Annotated in this window: 9 protein-coding genes; all 9 read right to left on the reverse strand. The window is 35.6% G+C overall.

Translation table 11 applies throughout. The features are described from left to right. Nucleotides 1–81 precede the first annotated feature (81 nt). The 9 genes from O3884_RS05915 to O3884_RS05955 all read right to left on the reverse strand — a co-directional run bounded on the left by O3884_RS05915 (nucleotide 82) and on the right by O3884_RS05955 (nucleotide 21,443). Entirely contained in the window at nucleotides 82–7,284 is a 7,203-nt protein-coding gene (locus O3884_RS05915; protein ID WP_371452383.1) for a mucin-binding protein, read from the reverse strand. Between the two features lie 474 nt (nucleotides 7,285–7,758). Continuing rightward, nucleotides 7,759–9,702: a PTS fructose transporter subunit IIABC gene (locus tag O3884_RS05920; RefSeq protein WP_371452385.1), complete on the reverse strand. Its 1,944-nt coding sequence runs from the start codon at nucleotides 9,700–9,702 to the stop codon at nucleotides 7,759–7,761. Nucleotides 9,703–9,838: 136 nt separating this feature from the next. Continuing rightward, a complete protein-coding gene (locus tag O3884_RS05925; protein WP_371452386.1) occupies nucleotides 9,839–10,756 on the reverse strand; it encodes a 1-phosphofructokinase family hexose kinase in 918 nt (305 codons plus the stop codon). A 2-nt stretch (nucleotides 10,757–10,758) separates the two neighbouring features. After that, entirely contained in the window at nucleotides 10,759–11,514 is a 756-nt protein-coding gene (locus O3884_RS05930) for a DeoR/GlpR family DNA-binding transcription regulator (protein WP_371452388.1), read from the reverse strand. 492 nt (nucleotides 11,515–12,006) lie between these two features. Beyond that, on the reverse strand, nucleotides 12,007–13,428 hold the full coding sequence (locus O3884_RS05935) for a polyadenylate binding domain-containing protein (RefSeq protein ID WP_371452389.1): 1,422 nt from the start codon (nucleotides 13,426–13,428) through the stop codon (nucleotides 12,007–12,009). Nucleotides 13,429–13,780: 352 nt separating this feature from the next. Then, nucleotides 13,781–14,707 carry a nitronate monooxygenase gene (locus O3884_RS05940; RefSeq protein WP_371452390.1) on the reverse strand — a complete coding sequence of 309 codons (927 nt, stop codon included), beginning with the start codon at nucleotides 14,705–14,707 and terminating at the stop codon, nucleotides 13,781–13,783. A 77-nt stretch (nucleotides 14,708–14,784) separates the two neighbouring features. Further along, complete coding sequence (locus tag O3884_RS05945) at nucleotides 14,785–15,771, reverse strand: YeiH family protein (protein WP_371452392.1); 987 nt, start codon at nucleotides 15,769–15,771, stop codon at nucleotides 14,785–14,787. 195 nt (nucleotides 15,772–15,966) lie between these two features. Then, the gene (locus tag O3884_RS05950; protein ID WP_371452395.1) at nucleotides 15,967–20,073 is read right to left on the reverse strand and encodes a ZmpA/ZmpB/ZmpC family metallo-endopeptidase; all 4,107 of its coding nucleotides are present in this window, start codon (nucleotides 20,071–20,073) and stop codon (nucleotides 15,967–15,969) included. A 194-nt stretch (nucleotides 20,074–20,267) separates the two neighbouring features. Continuing rightward, nucleotides 20,268–21,443 (reverse strand): CD0519/CD1768 family membrane protein, encoded by a 1,176-nt coding sequence (locus O3884_RS05955; RefSeq protein WP_371452397.1) that lies wholly within the window; start codon nucleotides 21,441–21,443, stop codon nucleotides 20,268–20,270. Nucleotides 21,444–21,819 lie beyond the last annotated feature (376 nt).

A 21,819-nucleotide genomic window follows, 5' to 3' on the forward strand; every position in this document is an offset into this window, starting at 1 on the left:
AAAATTATCAAGGGTGCTTTCAAGTCATTACTTTATTCTATTTTGTCTTTTATGATTTTATTTATTATATGTTTTTTTATTTTATTTTTCTTTACGACGTCTTGCCGCTGTAAGGAGCCCAGCAATTGTTGCTAGTCCTAACCCCGCTAATCCAGTGTTAGTTTCTGTTGTTCCAGTATTAGCTAATCTCTTAACTTGAGCATTTGCTTTTGGTTGAACTGGAGCATCATTTTTAACTGGTTTTTCAGGTGTTACAACCGGAGTAGGTTGTGGTTTAGGAGCTGGAATATAGTTGATCGGCGTATCTTGACCTGGGTTTGTTGGAACATCTGGTACGATGTATCCTTTAGTTGGGTCTTGTGGATCAACTGGTTTAAGTGGTTGTCCATTTCCATCTACTGGTGTATATCCTGGTACGTATGGTAATACCGGTTTGTCAGTTCCTGGTTTTGTTGGATCTGTCGGATCATTTGGATATTTGATTGGATTTATTGGTTGTCCTGGAATGTTTGGAATCCATGAACCTAGTGGTTTGTAAACATATGTTACTGTTGAACCATCTTTTCCAATCTTACCTTTAGCTTCACCTTCTACGCGTACTAATACGTATCCTTTAATTACTTTTCCAGTTGTTGTGTACTCATCACCTTCATGTCCTTCTGTTGTTTCTGCAGGGATTAAGTCTTTTCCTTTTTCATCTACGTATTTAACTACTAATTTTGCTTTGTTCGCTACGTAGTTGATTGGAGTGTCTTTACCTGGATCTACTGGGATATCTGGAGTGATGTATCCTTTTGATGGATCTTTCGGATCAACTGGTTTAAGTGGTTGTCCATTTCCATCTACTGGAGTGTGTCCTGGTACATATGGCAATACCGGTTTATCAGTTCCTGGTTTTGTTGGATCTGTTGGATCATTTGGATATTTAATTGGGTTTGTTGGTTGTCCTGGAATGTTTGGAATCCATGAACCTAATGGTTTGTACACATATGTTACTGTTGAACCATCTTTTCCAATCTTACCTTTAGCTTCTCCATCTACACGAACAAGCACATATCCTGGAATCACTTTTCCACTTGTAGTGTACTCATCTCCTACTTTTCCTTCTGTTGTTTCTGAAGGAGCTAAGTCTTTTCCATTTTCATCTACGTATTTAACTACTAGTTTAGCTTTGTTTGCTACGTAGTTGATTGGTGTGTCTTCACCTGGGTTTGTAGGGATATTTGGTACTTCGTATCCTTCTTCTGGATTGTTTGGATTTACTGGTTTAAGTGGATTTCCATCTTTATCCTTAGGTGTGAATCCTGGTACGTATGGTACTTTTGGTTTTTCAGCTCCTGGTTTTGTTGGATCTGTTGGATCGTTTGGATATTTAATTGGATTTGTTGGTTGTCCTGGAATATTTGGTACCCATGATCCTAGTGGTTTGTATGTTACTACTTCTTTAATATCTTCTGAATCTGCAGTTACATTTACTACTGCAACACTTGCTTTATCAGCTACAAATCCTTTAACTACTGGTGATTTAACTTCAGCTAAATCTTTAGCCTCTGACCAGTCTCCGTATGTAACTTCTCCTGTTACTAAGTTTACTTTTGCTTCACGTGTGAATTTAGCTTCTTGTGTTACTGTTTTTGGCGTTCCATCTTCATTTAATACTGGAGTTCCATCTTCGTATACGTATGCGATTGTACGTGTTACTGTTTTGTTTAGATCTTTTTCTTCTAATCCAGCTGGATATTTAGGTCCTTCTGGATTGTTTGGATCTACTGGAGTTCCTGGTGTTTTTGGTTGATCTGGTGTTACTGGCACTACACGTTCTTTAAGTGTTACTTTGAACTCTTGATCAGTGTCTTTATCTTTATCGAACTTACCACCTTCTGGGTATGTATTAGATACTAATTCATATCCTTTGTTTTCTAGTTCTTTGATCTTAGCTTTTACTTCAGCTTCTTTTGTTAATGGTGTGTCTGAATCACCTTCTTCAGTAATAGCGTCTACTCCTGGAATTGGGTTTCCTTTTTCATCTACGAATGTTGTTTTCGCTTTTTGAGTATCTTTTACGTAGTTGATTGGAGTGTCTTGACCTGGGTTTGTAGGGATACTTGGTACTTCATATCCTTCTTCTGGGTTGTTTGGATTTACCGGTTTAAGTGGGTTTCCATCTTTATCCTTAGGTGTGAATCCTGGTACGTGTGGTACTTTTGGTTTTTCACTTCCTGGTTTTGTTGGATCTGTTGGATCGTTTGGATATTTGATTGGGTCTGTTGGTTGTCCTGGAATATTTGGTACCCATGAACCTAGTGGTTTGTATGTTACTACTTCTGTAATATCCTTAGATGTGTTGTCTACTGTCACTTTCGCTACTGTTGCTTTGTCAGCTAAGTATCCTTTAACTCTTGGTGATTTAACTTCAGCTAAGTCTTGCGCTGGTGTCCAATCTCCATATGTTACTTCTCCTGTAACTAAGTTTACTTTTGCATTACGAGTGAATTTAACTTGTTGCGTTTCTGTTCTTGGTGTATCATTGTCCCCTAAAACTGGAGTTCCATCTTCATATACGTATGTAATTGTACGTGTTACTGTTTTGTTTAGATCTTTTTCTTCTAATCCAGCTGGGTATTTAGGTCCTTCTGGGTTGTTTGGATCTACTGGAGTTCCTGGTGTTTTCGGCTGATCTGGTGTTACTGGTACTACACGTTCTTTAAGTGTTACTGTGTACTCTTGGTCAGTGTTAACATCTTTATCGAATACTCCATCTGTTGGGTATGTATTAGATACTAATTCATATCCTTTATTTTCAAGTTCTTTAATCTTAGCTTTTACTTCATCCTCTTTTGTTAATGGTGTTTCTGATCCACCTTGTTCAGTAATTTCAGCTACTCCTGGAATTGGGTTTCCTTTTTCATCTACGAATGTTGTTTTAGCTTTTTGAGTATCTTTTACGTAGTTGATTGGAGTGTCTTCACCTGGATTTGTAGGGATATTCGGTACTTCATATCCTTCTTCTGGATTATTTGGATTTACTGGTTTAAGTGGGTTTCCATCTTTATCCTTAGGTGTGAATCCTGGTACGTATGGTACTTTTGGTTTGTCAGTTCCTGGTTTTGTTGGATCTGTTGGATCGTTTGGATATTTAATTGGATCTGTTGGTTGTCCTGGAATGTTTGGTACCCATGATCCTAGTGGTTTGTATGTTACTACTTCTGTAATATCCTTAGATGTGTTGTCTACTGTCACTTTCGCTACTGTTGCTTTGTCAGCTAAGTATCCTTTAACTACAGGTGATTTAACTTCAGCTAAGTCTTGCGCTGGTGTCCAATCTCCATATGTTACTTCTCCTGTAACTAAGTTTACTTTTGCTTCACGAGTAAATTTAACTTGTTGAATTTCTGTTCTTGGTGTATCATTGTCCCCTAAAACTGGAGTTCCATCTTCATATACGTATGTAATTGTACGTGTTACTGTTTTGTTTAGATCTTTTTCTTCTAATCCAGCTGGGTATTTAGGTCCTTCTGGGTTGTTTGGATCTACTGGAGTTCCCGGTGTTTTCGGTTGATCTGGTGTTACTGGCACTACACGTTCTTTAAGTGTTACCGTAAACTCTTGATCAGTGTTAACATCTTTATCGAATACTCCGTCTGTTGGGTATGTATTAGATACTAATTCATATCCTATGTTTTGAGCTTCTTTGATTTTGTTAGCAATTTCTTCTGCTTTTGTAAGTTTTTCTCCATTTGTACCTGTTTCAGAAATAGGTTCATTTCCTTCTACTTGTTTAACATTACCATCTTTATCTTGGTAAATAAATGTTGTTGTTGCTTTTTGAACCGGTGTATAAGTAACTACTTCGTTAATGTTTTCTGAAGCGTTAGTTACTTGCACTGTCGCTACTGTAGCTTTATCAACTGTATGTTTAGCGATTTCTGGTGATTTAACTTCAGCTAAGTCTTGTGCCGGTGTCCAGTCTCCGTATGTAACTCCTCCTGTAACTAAGTTTACTTTTGCTTCACGTGTGAATTTAGCTTCTTGTATTACTACTTTTGGTGCTCCATTTTCCATAACCGGAGTTCCATCTGCGTATACATACGTAATTGTACGTGTTACTGTTTTGTTTAGATCTTTTTCTTCTAATCCAGCTGGGTATTTAGGTCCTTCTGGGTTGTTTGGATCTACTGGAGTTCCTGGTGTTTTTGGTTGATCTGGTGTTACTGGTACTACTCGTTCTTTAAGTGTTACTGTGTATTCTTGATCAACATCTTTATCTTTATCAAATACTCCATCTGTTGGGTATGTATTATATACTAATTCATATCCTTTGTTTTGAGCTTCTTTAATTTTGTTAGCAATTTCTTCTGCTTTTGTAAGTTTGTCTCCACCTTTACCTGTTTCAGTTACTGGTGTGTTTCCTTCTACTTGTTTAACATTTCCGTCTTTATCTTGATAAACAAATGTTGTTCTTGCTTTTTGAATTGGTGTATAAGTAACAACGAACTCATAATCTTCATCAGTTGCTGTCGTTGGTTGCGCAGCTACTTTTTCTACACTTGCTATGTATCCTTCTTTTTGAGGAACTTTTACTTCTGGAAGAGTAGTATCTCCGTTACCAACCCAATTAATGTAAATCGGTTTTCTATTAGCATCTACTTGAGCTTCATTTTTATCATTTACTTGGATAGTTCCTGTGTAACTTACAGTTTGAGTTGTCGGTTCAAATACTTGTTGTCCCGCAAGATCTTTAGCATCCTCTGCGTATACATATTTAATTGTACGATTTACTTCTTCTACTTTTGTTTTCTTAACATAGTAGTAAACAACATTGTTTACAAAGGCATTAGGGTTTACTCCATTCGCTTGAAGTTCTTCCGAACTATAAATAGCGCTAGCACGTTTTGGACCAATATTAACAGTTCCTGATGTTCCTTTAGCTGGAACATCAACACGAATGTACTCAACACCTTTGATAGTTTTAGTTAAATCAGGAACTTTGTTTGAAACATCATATTTTTTACCTAAAATGTTCTTAGTTTCATAACTACCATCTTCATTAGGCTTAGCATAACCATCATAATTTGTAGGTTCATATGCAAACTCTTCCCCTGTTTCAATGTTTACTAAAGTGATAGTAACAGCTCCAGTTTCAAACTGACTGTTTCCTCCTGCTCCAACTTCAACTTTCCAACCGTTCGCAACTTTAGTAGTTACATTTTCTTCTCCTCCATTAAGAGGTGTTCCACCCGATACAGTAAGAGTAGCTGCCGTTTTATCTGTATCACCTACTACACTTCCTTCTTTTAGACGACCTGCCTCATCGTATATAAACTTAGAATACTCGTCTGAGAATGTACGGTTTGTTATAACTTTTTCAACCCCAAGTTTATCTAAACCAATAGAAACTATTGAGTCTTCTTGAATTGCACCGTCAATTACTTCTATTTCTAATTCTGTCGGTGATTTTACAGTTGCTTTTAATGTAAAATTTGTATCACGACCATCATTAAGAATCCAAACGTTGTTTGCATTAGCTTGAACATTATTCCAACGACCTGCAGGGCGGTAAGTTATACTGTCATCTTTATTAGTATTTGTAGCAGTATTTTTTGAACCTTCAATTGCTTTAAAGTATGTGAAATCATCATTTGGTAATGTAATCGTAAATTTAGAACCTTTTCCGTAACGCACATCACTATCAGTATTAATAACTACTGCATCACTCTTTCTAACGCGTTCACTTCCTTTATACCCTAAAATGTTATCTCCCATAATAGTAGCAGAAGTATTTTGTTTTTGTGCCGCTGACTTAGATGCTTTGTGCGTATACTTATGTTCAAGAATTGGTTGTCCATTTACACTAATCGCTGCCGTATATTCAGTATCTTTAGAAATATTAGGTGCATAATAATCAATCGCTGTTAAGTTTTCTGCATAAAAAGTTGTTACAGCGTAGTTTTTCGCATTATCATTCCAACGAATGGTATAAGTAGTAGTTCCTACTTCATTCGGGATAGCTGGTTGTTCAGCGACACGCTCTTCATAAGTCATACCATCTTGGTTACGTTGTGCCCAGAAAGGAGCTTTTCCATTTCTATTTCCTGCAGAGTTAGTAGTTGCTTTAGAAACAACTTCCCCAATTACAGTTCCGTCTGCTGCTGTTATTTTTGTACCAGGTTTAAAACTATCTCCAAACCCTGTTAAGTTTTTCATTTCAATTGTAGTAGTATCACCATTTTGAGCCTGAGATGTATCGAATACTACATCAATCCCCCATGCTTTAGGTGCAGTATTATCTGCATTCATAGTTACATAGGCATTGTTAACTGTTACTATTGCATTACCATTTCTGATAACACCTTTACCTGTGATAGTTTTGTCACCACTTGTTGCATCCGCTAGAATAGCTTCTACTCTTCCACGGTGTCCAGCACGTTGCATTGTTACGTACACTGCTTCGATAGCTTTTTCTAATTCTTTACGTTGTTGATCAGCATCTGATTTTGTTGAAGAATCTGAGTTGAAGATGTCTAGAGCTTTTGCGATTTCTTTTTCAGATGTCGCTACCGCTGCTTTGATTTCTGCTTTTGGCGCTTCTTCTTTAACTTCTTTTGTTGCGAATGTTGTTGCAGCTTGGTTCACTACTTTCGCTTCTGAAACTGCTTTTTCTAGGTTTTCTTTAGCTACTTTAGTTTCAGATTTTTCTTCTTTTTTAGTTTCTTCTTTTTTGTCTGTAGCTTTTTCTACAGTTTTTTCAACTTTGTTTAAGCTGTTGATAGCTGCTTCTAATGCTACTACTTGTGCATCTACTTCAGCTTGTGTAGCTGACTCTGATGCTACTAAATCTTTAGCTTTGTTTAATTCTACTGCCGCACTTACAGTTTGTGCTTGCTTTGTTTCTGATAACTCTTTTCCTGCTAACATTACGAATAAGTTATCTAATTGACTGATTTTTGCTTGAAGAGTAGCTTTGTTCACCTCTTTTTTAGCTTCAGCTTTAACTTCAGCTTTTGGTGCTTCTACTACTTCTTTTGCTTCTGCAGCTTTTTCTGCTACAGCTGGTTTTGTTTCAACTTTTTCCTCTGTTGGTTTTTCTGCCGCTACTTTTTCAGTAGTCGCTACTGTTGCTTCTTGTTTGTTAGTATCTGCCGCTTGCGCTGCTCCCCCTAAAAACAGAAAAGCAGAAGCAATTAGAACTGATGCCGTTCCAGCATTAAATTTCTTAATACCGTAATGGTTAATTTTTTCGAATTGCTTCTTATTATTCATTTTCGTATTGTTCTTACTAAACATTACCTTCTCCTTTTTCTATTTTTTAATAAAAACGCATAAAAAATTAAAACGATTATAGTATATCTTTTAAATACCCTTGACTTTAACATACCTAAAATTCTAACTATATTTCTTAAAAATTTTTATGCTTAATTATATCATTTTCAAAAAATAAAATCAATATAAACTTTTTAAAATCAAAATAAAACTTATATAAACAATGTTTAAAGCGTTATCTACATAAATAATATAAAATATATATATTTGTAAGTTTTGTAAATTAAAAAAAAAAAAAAAACGTATATATTTTCTTATATTTTAGATATTTTTAAAACTAAATATTCCACCATTAAAAAAATATATTTAATGTTTTAAATTTTTCTTTTCCTTAAAACAAGTAACCTTACCATAGCTTTTATATGAATTTTCGTAATTAAAATAAACACTACTTTTACAATATGTAAAGTAGTGTTTATTTTGAAAATATTTAATGTATTAATTTTCTATCTTTTTCCCAAAGCTTAGTGATGCGATTAATAGTAATGCACCTAATACTGCTCCAATCACTAAAGCTAATAGATACATAAGTGGGTTACTTACAGCACCTGCAGCGATAGCGAAGATTCCTCCGTGAGGAGCTTTTGATACAGCTCCAAAAGTCATACTTAACGCTCCAGCGATACCACTTGAGATGAATAATGGTGGAATAACACGCGCTGGGTTACTTGCTGCGAATGGAATAGCACCTTCTGTGATAAATGATAATCCCATTACGTAGTTTACTAACGCTCCACTACGTTGAGCTTTTGGCCAGATGTTTTTGTTGATTGTTGCTGATACAGCGATTGCTAATGGAGGTACCATACCACCGATCATAACCGCAGCCATCACATCACTTCCTGCTGAACCTGCAGATGTTAATAGAGCTGTACCTGTTACGTAAGCAGCTTTGTTAATTGGACCACCCATGTCGATAGCCATCATCGCAGCTACTACGAATCCAAGGATGAATTTACCGCTTCCGTTAAGACTTTCGATAAAGTGTTTTAACCCTTCCATAACACTTGCCATCGGAGCGTTGATTAAGAAGATCATTAATAATCCCATAATTAGTGACCCTAAGATAGGGAATAGGAAGATTGGTTTAATACCATCTAATGAACGAGGCATCCAGCTGAATGCAATTTTTAATACGTGGATGATTCCACCAGCTAAGAACCCGGCTACTAACGCTCCTAAGAATCCTGAAGGAGTGTATGCTAATAAATCACTTTTCAGACCTAAAATACTTGGATCTGCTAAAATACCACCGATCATACCAACGATGAATCCAGGACGGTCAGCGATAGAACGACCGATGAATCCAGCTAGGATTGGTAACATCATACTAAATGAAATTTTACCGAAATAGAATAATACTTCTGCAACTTTGTTGTAAGATGGATCTTTCGGATCAAATGAGTTAATACCCCAGATGAATGATAATGCGATAAGAATACCACCAGCTACTACGAATGGTAGCATGTTACTTACACCTTCCATTAGGTGTTTGTAAGCACGACGTCCGATACTTTCATTTGCTGAAGAATCTTCTGAATCTTCTGCTGCTCCGTCATGTTTGTAGATAGGAGCTTTTCCATCTAAGATTGTTTGGATAAGTTCTTCTGGTTTGTTAATTCCGTCAGCTACTTTTGTCATAATTGTTGGACGTCCATCAAAACGTGCAACTTCTACTTTTTTATCAGCTGCAACGATGATTCCCGCTGCTCTTTCGATATCTTCTTTTGTAAGTTTGTTTTCTACACCGATTTGACCGTTTGTTTCTACTTTAACATCTAATCCCATCGCTTTAGCTGTTTCTTTTATTTTCTCAGCAGCCATGAATGTGTGGGCAATACCTGTAGGACAAGCTGTTACCGCAATGATATATGGTTTTTCTCCACTTGGAGCTGCTTGTTTTTCTTCTTCTTTTGGAGCTTCTGTTTTAGCTACGAAGTCTGCGAATACTTTTTCTACGTCTGCTTTAGTTGTAGCTGCATCTAATCCTGCTTTTACATCTGCATCCATAAGAGCTTGTGATAGTGAAGCTAGAGCTTTAAGGTGCTCGTCCGCTCCACCGTCTGGCGCACAGATCATAAAGATGTGTTTTGCAGGTTGTCCGTCAAAACTTTCCCACTCAACACCTTCGTCACTTTTCGCATAAACGATCATCGCTTTGTCGAAGTCCGCACTTTTAGCGTGAGGAATAGCTACGTTTTCTCCTACTCCTGTAGTTGATTGAGCTTCACGAGCTAATAATGCGTTTAAGAAGTTTTCTTTACTAGCGATAATATTTTTTTCCACTAACATGCTTGTTAGTTTGTCCAGAGCTTCTTTTTTATCAGCAGCGCTGAATTCGAATTGAACTAAGTCATAATTTAGAACATCTGTTAATTTCATTTCTTTCTCCTTTGTTAATTTCATATTTCCGAGGAAATATGTTTAACTTATATTTGTTTTTTTCTGTAAATAATTTATTTCAACTTCAAGTTGTAATGTTAATTACTGATTCGCTCACCGACAATCTGTCGAAGTTTTATTTTATTTTTTTTACTTCAATTTGTGGTAGCAATTCTTCAATTAGCTTTTTACTTCCTACTCCTACTGAGAATGATGTCGCACCACCCGCAGCCGATGCATAGCGTAGAGCTTCTTGATAGTCTTTTGTTTCGTTGTATTTGGCAACAAACATCGCAAGCATACTATCTCCTGCCGCAACAGTCGATACTATCTTACCTTTAGCTACGTTTACTTCGAATACTTCTTTGTCTTCAGTTAATAGTAACGCTCCGTCTGCTCCACGTGAAACAAGTACATTTTTCGCACCACGTTCTTGTAGTTTTTCAGCATATTGTAGGATTTCTTCGATACAATTTAAAGTTACACCAAACATTTCTCCAAGTTCAAATTCATTCGGTTTAACTACGAATGGTTTGTACTGAAGTGTATCTAGCACTAACTCCTTATTACTATCTACAACTAACGTTGCTCCTGATACCGATACTCTCTTAGCGATTGCTTTAAAGTCTTCTACACCCATTCCCGCGATAACATTACCTGATAAGAATACTACATCTTCTTTCGTTAGTACTTCTAATTTAGTAAAGAACTCGCTCACGTTATCTAGATTTACACTACTACTTTGACCGTTAATTTCTGTCTCAGTTTCTGTAGTTAATTTCATATTGATTCTAGTCGCTCCGTGCGTTTCTACAAAGTCGTGTTTCACACCTAGATTATCTAGTTCTGATTTTATAAAATATCCCGTGAATCCTGCGACAAATCCCCACGCCTTACTATCAACACCAACGTTGTTTAATAAGATAGAAATGTTAATACCTTTTCCACCTACTACATATTTCGCTTCTTGTGTTCTATTTAGTTTTCCAAGTACAAAATTTTCCGCAGTTGTCAGCATATCAACAGCTGGATTTAAAGTAATTGTATAATACACTATTAATCCTCCTTTATACTTTTTACTTCTATTATATTTTTAAATTTCTTATATTCTTCTGGAACTTCATAAGATACGATGGTTACATCATCTAATTCGGCAAATTTTTGGAATTTTCTATGTCCAAATTTTGATTTATCAGCAAGAATGTACTTCCTCTTACCATTTTTTAACGCCGTAGCTTTGATAAATGCTTCATTTTCTTCGGCAGTCGTCACACCAAAAGTCTCATCTATTCCATTACATCCTACAAAACATATGTCGAAGCTGTATTTCTTCAACTGTTCAATAGCGACCGAACCTATGACAGCTTGTGTAGAATGTTTTATCGTTCCACCTAAGATTATCGTATGAATTTTGTTATTAATAAGTTTAGGTAAATGATATGTTGAATTCGTCACAACAGTTATCCTTCTATCACGAAGATATTCTATCATTTCATATGTCGATGTCCCCGCATCAAGATAAATCGTCTGTCCTGATTGTAAAATATTATCGCAAATGTACTTCGCAACTTCTCTTTTTTCCTGTAGGAAGTCTGCACGTTTTGCTTCGACACTTTCTTCACTTCCTCTGGCTGCTGAGCGTTTCATCGCACCACCGTGTGTTCTATATAATAAATTTTTATCTTCTAGATTTGTAAGATCTCGTCTTATTGTAGCTTCCGAAACATTACAATGCTCCATCAACTCCTTTAGATTCAATGAACCTCTCTCATCTAATAAATCTAAAATCTTATTCCATCTTTCATTCAACATTTTCTTCTCTCCTAACTCCCATGATTATTATATCTAATATAATATAGCTATTCAATCAAATTCAAGCAAAAACACTCATAAATAATCAAAATAAATGATTAATATGAGTGCTTTATTTTTAATATTTGATTGTTTTTCTAAATGATGAGCGTTTTTTCATTTTCATAATTATTTCTAAGATTTTTCATAACGTGTGAGTAATCTTGCATCAAGCCTGTTTTTTTGAAATTATTACCGCAAAAATTTTCCCCAAGAAATAGATGAGCGATTTTTCATTTTTCTATAATAGTCAGTAGAATCAACAATATGTGTTTCAGTTATTTTTACTCATCTAAACTCTACACTTCCCTAATTCAATTTTTACTACTCGTAAGTATTATACTCTTGAGTAGTAAAATTACCAAACGTGAAAATCAATAAGAACTCCCAATAGAAAAAGGTCCAAGTTTTGTACTTGAACCTTTTAATCGATCTACTAGATCACCTTATTAATTATCTTCTTTTTTTGAAAGCAACTTCTTCTTCAGCTCTATTCAGCTTTTGAAGTCTTCTGCTTCTTGCTCCACCAGCAACAGCTACAGTTTCTGCTTGGTGAGTTTCTTCAACTTGAGGAGCTGGTGTTTCTACTACTGGCGCAGTTTCCACTTGTGGTGCTACCTCTACGTGTTGCTCTGGTGCAACATGCACTTCTTGAGAAGCTTGCACTTGTTGTTCTTCTTGAACTTCTTTCACAACAGCTTGTTCTTGTACTCCTTGTTGTGCATTTGAATTGAACCCTTGTGGGTATCCTCCGTGCTGTGCGTTTGAATTAAACCCTTGTGGTTGTCCTCCATGTTGTGCGTTTGGATTGAATCCTTGTGGTTGTCCTCCACGTTGTGCGTTTGGATTGAATCCTTGTGGTTGTCCTCCGTGTTGCGCGTTTGGATTAAAGCCTTGTGGTTGTCCTCCACGTTGTGCGTTTGGATTGAATCCTTGTGGTTGTCCTCCACGTTGTGCGTTTGGATTGAATCCTTGTGGTTGTCCTCCATGTTGCGCGTTTGGATTAAATCCTTGTGGCGCTTGCCCTTGGAATCCTTGTTGTGGACGCCCTTGTGGTGCATTTGGGTTAAATCCTTGCGGTGCTTGTCCTTGGAATCCTTGTTGCGGGCGTCCTTGTGGTGCGTTTGGATTGAATCCTTGTGGTTGTCCTTGGAATCCTTGTTGCGCGCGTCCTTGTGGTGCATTCGGATTGAATCCTTGTGGTTGTCCTTGGAATCCTTGATTCATACCATTGTTGAATTGTGGTTGATTTGGAATTGGGTTACCGAATTGATCATATTGAACTGGTTGTCCAAATGGATTTACAAATTGGCTATAGTATTGTTGAGCTTGCGGTGTTTGTCTTAAGAAAAATCTAGCAAACTCACTGTTTGAGTTAGTTTCTGCCGCATTTGATGGTAGTGACATTAACACAAAGAAGAATACAATAGTATAAACCGGAGTTAATAAATACACTGAGAAATAACTTAAAATGTAATACAAAGCTATTAAAATAACAATTCCCCATGTTGCAAAACCTACATCACGTAGTCTTCTTGCGAAACTTGCAGTTAGAGGTAAAATTAAAATAAGTCCAGCTATAATAATAAATATTCCGAATGCTAATCCTGTTTGAAGAGTAGATACTCCATCACTAAACGCTCCTCCACTTAATAGGTAATCTGAGCTGCGGCTTGATTTTCTACCAATACTAGTAATTGAAGAAAACATACCTTGGAATACTATAACTGTTAGTAAGATAAGTCCCCCTAAAATACTCCCTACAGGAAACCAGTGTCCAGATACAGATGTATAACCTGTGAAGTCCACGAAACCTTTAAAGAAGTCTTTAAAAGAAGAACCATAAGTAACATGTTTACGTCTTTGGTCTATCATAAAACCCTCCTATTGTAATAAAGATAAATTATATAACTATAATATAATAAAGAGTAACTATAGTCAATTGAAATATGGTTATTCTCTATAATTTTGCAACCTTTAGGAATTCAAACAAAGGTTAATTTTACACTATAATTCACATTATATTTTCTTTCGAGAAGATTACTTATTCAAAAAAAATAAAGGATTTATCCAAAAGCCCCAAAAATTAATAAAGTTCATAGACGTAGTGGTTTATTGATATCTAAATTCGCTTTATGAAATCTTTTTAGATATTTAATAAACTGCGAGGGAGTGACTCGACAAAATCACGATTTTTGAGTCACTCCCCTAAGGTCTAATTTATATTCTATATTTCTGTTTTCTTCAACACTTCTCGTGCTTCTTCCATAACATCTTCTATTATGTTCTTAACAGGGCGAATCTCACTAACTAGTCCTGCGATTTGTCCCGCCATAACAGATCCATTTTCTACATCACCATCATAAACAGCTCGTCTTAATGAACCTAGCGTCAATTCTTCTAACTCCATAAGAGTTGAAGATTGTTCTTCTAGTTCATGATATCTTTTTGTAAGTTCATTTTTAATACCACGAACAGGCGCACCGAATTTTTCTCCAGTTAGGGTTGTTGATGTGTCGACCGCTTCTAAGATCATATTTTTATATGCATCTGTCACCGGACATTCTTCCGAAGCTAAGAATACAGTTCCCATCTGAACTCCACTAGCTCCCAAACAATACGCCGCAGCCATTCCGCGTCCATCAGCAATACCACCAGCCGCAATTACGGGAATATTAACTGCACTAGTTACCTGTGGTAATAGCGCCATAGTCGTGCTAGTTCCAACGTGTCCTCCAGCTTCCATACCTTCAACAACAACAGCATCACAGCCTAACTCTTCCATTTTCATCGCAGCTTTCACAGAAGGAATAACCGGAATAACTTTTATCCCCGCTTCTTTTAAGCGTGGCATGAATTTTCTAGGTGTTCCCGCCCCTGTTGTGACGATTTTGACACCTTCTTCGATAACAACATCGATTATTTCATCGATATTCGGCATCATAAGCATTAGATTAACCGCAAAAGGTTTATCAGTAAGTTCTTTACACTGTTTAATCTCTTTACGTAGTTCTTCTGGGCTCACTCCCCCTGAAGCTAGTATTCCTAACGCTCCAGCATTAGAAACAGCAGAAACAAGTTCATGTCTCGCTATTTGAGCCATCGCCCCTTGAAAAATTGGATACTTTATCCCTAAAAGATTAGTAATTGTCATAACTATTCTCCTCTATCGATTTATTATTTTTGTTTCCACCTGACTACTCTTCCTAGAAAATACTCTTAATCTTCTCATTAGAAAATAAATCTAGCAACTACGTAGCAAACTATCATTAAGATTACAGATGATAAGAAGCATGCTGTGAATACTCTTACACCACGTTCTTTAATAACTTTAAAGTTAACACTCATACCAAGAGCTGCCATTGCCATACCTAAGAAGATATACGCTGCATCAACGAAGAAAGGTGCTAATGGTTTTAAGAAAGTAACATAACTTCCTAAGATACTCATAAAAATAAACCCAAGGATAAAGTACGGCATCGGAACTTTACCTTTTGTTTCATCTTGAGTCTTTTTATTAACTACAATTAGCACACCTGCAACAACTATAAGCATAAGCACGCGAGATAACTTAGTAAGAATCGCAGCATCTAATGCTACTTGACCTCCTGCACCTCCTGCCGCAACTGCGTGAGCTATCTCATGAAGACTTCCTCCAGTAAATACTCCGTAGTTATACGCATCGAGACCTAGATAAGGCTGCAAAGTTACTTCTATCAAGGTAAATACTGTACCAAGTATCGCTACTACCGCAACAGCAAGAACACTATTGTCTGTTTTCGCACGAAGTTGACCACTTACCCCCATAACAGCCGCAGCACCACAGATACCACAACCACATGAAGAAAGCAAAGCAAGTTCATGATCGACTTTAAACGCGCGACACATAAAGTAAGTTAAAGTAATCATAAATAGTACAATAAAGAAGGCAACAACTAATGTTTTCTTCCCTTCAGCTAAAAGTCTATCCAACGCTAGCTTAAATCCTAGTAAAATTATTCCAAGACGTAAGAACTTATTACTTATAAACGGAATATCCGCCTTAACCTGTTCTTTCAATCCTTTTGACGTTTGTAACGCCATACCAATAACAAGTGCAATTACCAAGTGTCCAAAAAGTTTTAACGCTGGTACTTGCGCAAGATATTTCGCAGCTAACGAAATAACTAACATTATACCTAAAGCATAATAAAAATTAACACTCTTAAATCTTTCCATAAAAGATTTCCCCTTTTATAATATTTGTAAAAAAGTACATATAGCTTAATTATACTCCTCCAAAACAATATGTTCAATAAAAAATGATGGGAGTGACTCGACAAAATCTTGTTTCTCCAAAATCACGATTTTTGAGTCACTCCCATACTAAGTCTGATTTTTAAGTTTAAATTTGTTGAACTTACTGTCTATTTTTTAATTTTTATAGATAGACTCTGTAAAGTCTTGTGATTGTCTTAAATAAGCTTTATATATTTCTTTTTTAAGTTTTTGCACTGGAGTTTCTATATATGAAAGTCTCTGAGCCGTTGTGTTACCTTGATTTATTTGAGTCATTTCTTCTCGAACAGCTTGTTCCATAAGCTGTTTTAGTTTCGCTGGGCTGTTTATTACTTCTTCTCTTCCATTATAATTTATCATAATTGGTTTTAGTCTATCTAATTTTGTAACACGTTCATTAATTTGTTCTTTTTTAAACTCCGCATACGATTTTCTCAGAATTTTTTCGAAAATATATTTGTCCGATAACGGTACTCCCTCTGCTTCAGCTTGTTGTTTATACTGATTTGATACATAAGGTACAAATCCTTCATAATATCCTAGAGCTCCCATAAGTTCAAAGGCTTGTTTTCTGAATGTAATATCCCCACTCATTCCTTTAGGATTCTCACTAACTCCAAAAATCGTATCAAACATATCTACTAAATAATATCCATTAGCTTTTATATCACCTTTGCCATTAAATCCATTTATAATGTAACGGTTCACTAAAATATTATTATCGATTAAACTATTAATATCAGTTAGTTTTTCCGCTTCTGCCAGTGTGATTTCTGAGATTTTTTCACTATTATGCGTAGCTTTAACCGCTTGGTTTGTATATGTTACGGGTGTTCTAGTACCTGTTGAATTTATCGGAGTTATTTTTTTAAAATATTTAGTTTTTTCTTCAAGTGTAAGTTGTTTTGTTGCTTCTGCTTCTAGATAATCTAAACTATACAGCACATCAAAACTTCCATGCATATAAGATTTCAAATCTGCAGCTGTTTTGAATCTATCTGGCGTTTTGTTGTAGAAACCATTTTTATTACTTACATCGTAAACAAAGTTTAAGTTGAAATATGTATCTTTTTCTGGTGTATAAGAGTTCTCGAAGATTCCTCGGGCATAAAACTCCGCGGCTGTACCATCTCGACGGCCATAATTATTGAATAATACCGTTCTATCTAATAAGTGCGTCATTTCGTGAGAGTAAGTCGCTGAACCTCTATTGTCTAGAACTCTATCTATGAAGTAACGCACACCTACTCCGTTCGCCTCAGCTCCTACAATTTGCGATGGTGAGTACATTCCTAATGGTGTCATGAAGTCTTTAACACCTTTATCCGCTGTTGGTCCTGAATCTTTAGACCATGTTTTAGCTATTCCAGCAGTTGTATCCTCAGTATATTTCTTCATCGTATCTATAATTACTCTATTAGTAATTAATTTCGGACGATTTTCCAATTTTGTTATTCTATATAAAGTATCAATATAATTAGCTTGCCTTGTCGCAGTTAATTCTATCAATTCTTTAACCTTATTAAGCTCTTCGGTATACTTAGTTTTATTCGTTTTCTCTAAAGAAGTATCCATATACGTTCCGATGTTTCCGTAAGTCACCGTCGCTATATTAGTTATGGCATACACGCTTGGTTCTTTAATGTTCACCAAACCTAACAATGTAGCAATATTTTGTTGTTTTCTATTATTTATTTGAAGTCCTTCAGCTCCATATTTTTCAGGATCAGTAGTTAATTTAGTATATAATCCGACCTTTTCATCAGATTTTTGTTTCGAAGCTTTTTCAACTACAATAGCTCGACTAGCTTTCTTCAACCACGTATCTCCATCCATATCAGTAAATGTAGTTCTATTATAATCTAAGAACTCTAATAATGTTTGTTTATCTGTAATTTTCCCGAAATATTTTTCGAATGTTTTTGGACTATTAGTAAGTTTTAACTCGTCATAACTCATAGATCCAAGGTGTTTTAACCATTCTAAAGAAGTAACATCTTTCTTTCCAAACGAGCTTGGATTGTACGCTAATATATCACGGATATTAGTATCTCCAAAATCAATATTATAAAACCTATTTATATATGATAATCCCAGTAATATTTTCTCTTTATTATCTTCAATATCACGTTTTACTTTTTCTCTATTTTGTGGAGTATCTCCAATAATACTTAATGTGTGAGCTGCAACTTTTTTTAGATTAGACTCTAAGTCTTTTTTAGTTTCTTCTAACGTTTCTTTAATAGATAATTTTTCTAGATACTCTTTTCGTAGAATTTCTTTAACTTCAGCATCAGTTATCCCTGGTTTAGTTTTTTGTAATTCTTTTCGTTTCAAGAATAAGTCACGAGTTATTTCTAAATCTGATGGTGTTAACTGAGCTTTTAATTTTTCATTCGTCAACAAGTCTACATTTTTCATCTCCGCAGTAGCTTCTGTTACATTTACTGCATTTTCCAGCTCTTTGTTACTTGGCAACAGATGTGGTTTGTCTTCTTTTGTTCCAACCAAAATTACTTTTTGTCGCATAGCTTTAGTTGTTTCAGTTTTTTCTGTAGGGTTTGTTAATTCTCCAGTTTCAGGATTAACTTCATAAGTTTTAGTTATTGTTGTTTCACCCTGTTCTCCTATATCTTCAACTACTTCTTTTCCTTTTAGAATTTCAGGAGCATCTTTTCTCGACTCTGTGATTGCTATAGGTTTTACTACTTTCTCAACATTTCCTACTTTAACAATTTTATTTACTGGTTGTTTTTCTATTTTTGTAGAAACATTTTCTACTATTTTTCCAGTAGATTTATCAAGAGTATACGAAGTAGTAGTCACTTCCTTACCTTTTTTCCCTGGTGTTTCTTCTTGTTGTTCATTATACCTTAAGTCTGGTGACGCTTTATAAATTGTTTTATAATCCAGTTCTTTTTCAGTAGTTATTGAAGGAGGAATAACCGGTTCTCCGGCGGTTACTTTGTCTGCTGATGGTTTTTTTGGAGTTGTAATCACATCTGGTGTCTTACCTTCTTTTCCTTCAATAATTTCTGGAGATGTTCCAGGTTGTTTTGGCTCAACTACTGGTTTATCAGGTATTACTGGTTCCACTGGATTTGGTTTCACGTTAGGTATTGATGGCTCCGTTTCTTTCTCTGGGGCCAGCTTCCCATCCGGCGTCGGTTGTTCTGGTGTTGGTTTTATCTCTAATTCTGGATTCTCTGGTTGTACTAAACCTTCTCCCTTCTCGCTTATTACTGCTTCTGGATTCTCTGGTTGTACTAACGATTCTCCTTTCTTGTTTATTACTGCTTCTGGATTCTCTGGCTGTACTAAACCTTCTCCTTTCTCGCTTATTACTGCTTCTGGATTCTCTGGTTGTACTAACGATTCTCCTTTCTTGCTTATTACTGCTTCTGGATTCTCTGGCTGTACTAAACCTTCTCCTTTCTCGCTTATTACTGCTTCTGGATTCTCTGGCTGTACTAAACCTTCTCCTTTCTCGCTTATTACTGCTTCTGGATTCTCTGGCTGTACTAAGGGTTTTCCTTTCTCACTTACTACTGCTTCTGGATTCTCTGGCTGTACTAAGGGTTTTCCTTTTTCACTTACTGCAACTTTCTCCTCTACACCTGTTTTTTCCTCCACTACTCCAGGTGTAAACTCTCCTTGTTCTTCTATCTTGATAGAACTACTTTTGTTTGTATATGTTTTCCCTATTTCAAAATAGTAACCCGTAAAACTATAACCAGGTATTTCCTCTGGACTTGGTAACATTCCACCTACTGAAGTTTTCATCACCACTGGTTGGATTTCTTTAAAATCTTCAAAAGCCATCACTTGACTTAAATTACCACTGACAGTTAACATACTGACTAAAAAGATCAATTTCCCTTTTTTCTTCTTAATCAACGTTAAACACACCAACAACAATGCTCCACCTAAAGCCAACGTTCCTGTTGGGATATCACCAGTATTCGGCAATAAATTATTTTTTCTATAAACAAAATAATATTCTCTGCCTTCTTCTACTTCTATTTTATTTTCCTCAAATACTTTTAGTTGTTTTTTTATCTGTTCTGATAAACTATCCTTATCTACCGCATGAGTGGTAACCTCTCGCACTTCTGCGGCTTTTACTTCATCTGTATAATTTAAAGATAAAAACAAACTTGTTCCTAGCAATACTGAACAAGCTCCCATCTTATATTTCCTTATTGAGAAATACTGCTTTCTTCTAAAATTCTCTTTCTGCATACTTTTTTCTCCATAATTTCTTAATTTTATAATCATTTATACTATAACAAACTTAATACGTTTTCGCAACTATTTATAAAACTACAACTATTAATAATGAACAAATGAACATAAACTACAATTTTTCTATTTTTTAACAAATAAAAAAAGACACAACTTAAAAGTTGCATCTTTCCTTAAATTTCTATTATTTATTATCCTAAAAGTACAAATAAGTAGTGAGCTACTATACCCGCGACTATACCACCTATTGTATGAGAAAGAATAGCTTTTGAAGATAGTTTTCTAACTCCAAGTGCATCCATCATACCGATGTGTGTGCTTAAGTATCCACTCCAGCACATTCCCATCGCTGTAAATACTGCGATATCATTTGGTCCAATAAGACCACTTCTTAAAAATTCTGGTACTAATGAGATTGCTCCACCTACAGCCCCTAACGCTGTGATTGGGAAGGCAATTGCTTCTGCAGAATGGAATCCAAATAATGGTTCAAGAATAAATCTTAATTTTTCACCTAACCAAGGTAGGAAGCCAACTCCTTCATACGCCGCTCCTGTGTATCCTCCAGCAGGCATTTTGAATGTTAACATCATTACAAAAGTACAAACGATAAGTACTCCTGGAATAATAGCCATACCCATTTCTACCCCTACTTTTCCACCTTCTAAGATAGTATCTAATGTACGTTGGAATAAGTTACCATCACGCACGATTCTAACTTTATCTAGTGATTGACCTTCAACTTCAGCATCTACAACTGGATCTTCAGCTTCATCTCCGTAGAATTTCTTAGTTTGTCTTAACATTAAACGTACACTTATTATACTCCCTATAATAGCTCCGACATTTCCGATAATCGCCGCTTTAACAAAGCCAGCACCTTGTCCCATCATAAACATCGTTACGATAAGTCCCATACCAAACGCTGTCCCTAAGTTACATAACGCTGGAACTTGGTATTTTTTAAAGAACGCTATAAAACGTTTGTCTTTTGAGAATGGAATAATCGCTGGGTTATCTGATAAATACGTCGCTACTGCCCCAGTGACACTCGCCCCAGGCATTCCCCAAAGAGGTTTCATAAGCGGTGCAAATATTTTATTAATTAACGCTATCGCCCCGAACTCTGATAACAGAGCACTCATAGCTCCGGCAATAACAGCCATCGCCATAATGAAAAATACTGTATTCAGTAATAAATCATGAGCTGTTGCCATCATCGTTTTAAACATAAGCGGTGTTCCCATTTTTCTCGCCATAAGTCCAAATATTGAGAAGAATATCGCTAAAAAGACAAATGTTTCTAAACTTACAGCCTTTTTAACAACTACATTCTTTTTATGTTTTTTTGTTGTTTCTTCGCCCATAAAAAATCTTCCTTTCATAATTTTTTATTCTAATATTTTATTTTCAATTTCAATCTCCTTAAACTGTAATAATACAATTTAATTTATACATTATACCATAAAACCTTTGGTGTCGCAACTATTTCTATACTATGATAACTAATTAAAGTACAATTTTCAGAATATAACGATTCCTTTAGATATTATAGCTAAGTATTCTCCTGTATTCTTCATTTATTTATTCTCTATTTAATTATAATATCCACCTCTTTGATAAATATTAATTTTTTATAAATTTTATTATTTATGTAGCTTCTATCTCTACATATTTACATTTTTATAAATCTATAGATTAATACTTTAGATAAAATAACAATATTTATTATTCTAAATATTC

The sequence above is a fragment of the Gemella sp. 20925_1_85 genome, assembly GCF_041433735.1.
Lineage (GTDB): Bacteria > Bacillota > Bacilli > Staphylococcales > Gemellaceae > Gemella.

What these genes read in the sequence shown, in the direction of transcription:
- O3884_RS05915 (WP_371452383.1), bottom strand. Translation starts at nt 7,284, where the DNA reads ATGTTTAGTAAGAACAATACGAAAATGAATAATAAGAAGCAATTCGAA.
- O3884_RS05920 (WP_371452385.1), bottom strand. Translation starts at nt 9,702, where the DNA reads ATGAAATTAACAGATGTTCTAAATTATGACTTAGTTCAATTCGAATTC.
- O3884_RS05930 (WP_371452388.1), bottom strand. Translation starts at nt 11,514, where the DNA reads ATGTTGAATGAAAGATGGAATAAGATTTTAGATTTATTAGATGAGAGA.
- O3884_RS05935 (WP_371452389.1), bottom strand. Translation starts at nt 13,428, where the DNA reads ATGATAGACCAAAGACGTAAACATGTTACTTATGGTTCTTCTTTTAAA.
- O3884_RS05940 (WP_371452390.1), bottom strand. Translation starts at nt 14,707, where the DNA reads ATGACAATTACTAATCTTTTAGGGATAAAGTATCCAATTTTTCAAGGG.
- O3884_RS05945 (WP_371452392.1), bottom strand. Translation starts at nt 15,771, where the DNA reads ATGGAAAGATTTAAGAGTGTTAATTTTTATTATGCTTTAGGTATAATG.
- O3884_RS05950 (WP_371452395.1), bottom strand. Translation starts at nt 20,073, where the DNA reads ATGCAGAAAGAGAATTTTAGAAGAAAGCAGTATTTCTCAATAAGGAAA.
- O3884_RS05955 (WP_371452397.1), bottom strand. Translation starts at nt 21,443, where the DNA reads ATGGGCGAAGAAACAACAAAAAAACATAAAAAGAATGTAGTTGTTAAA.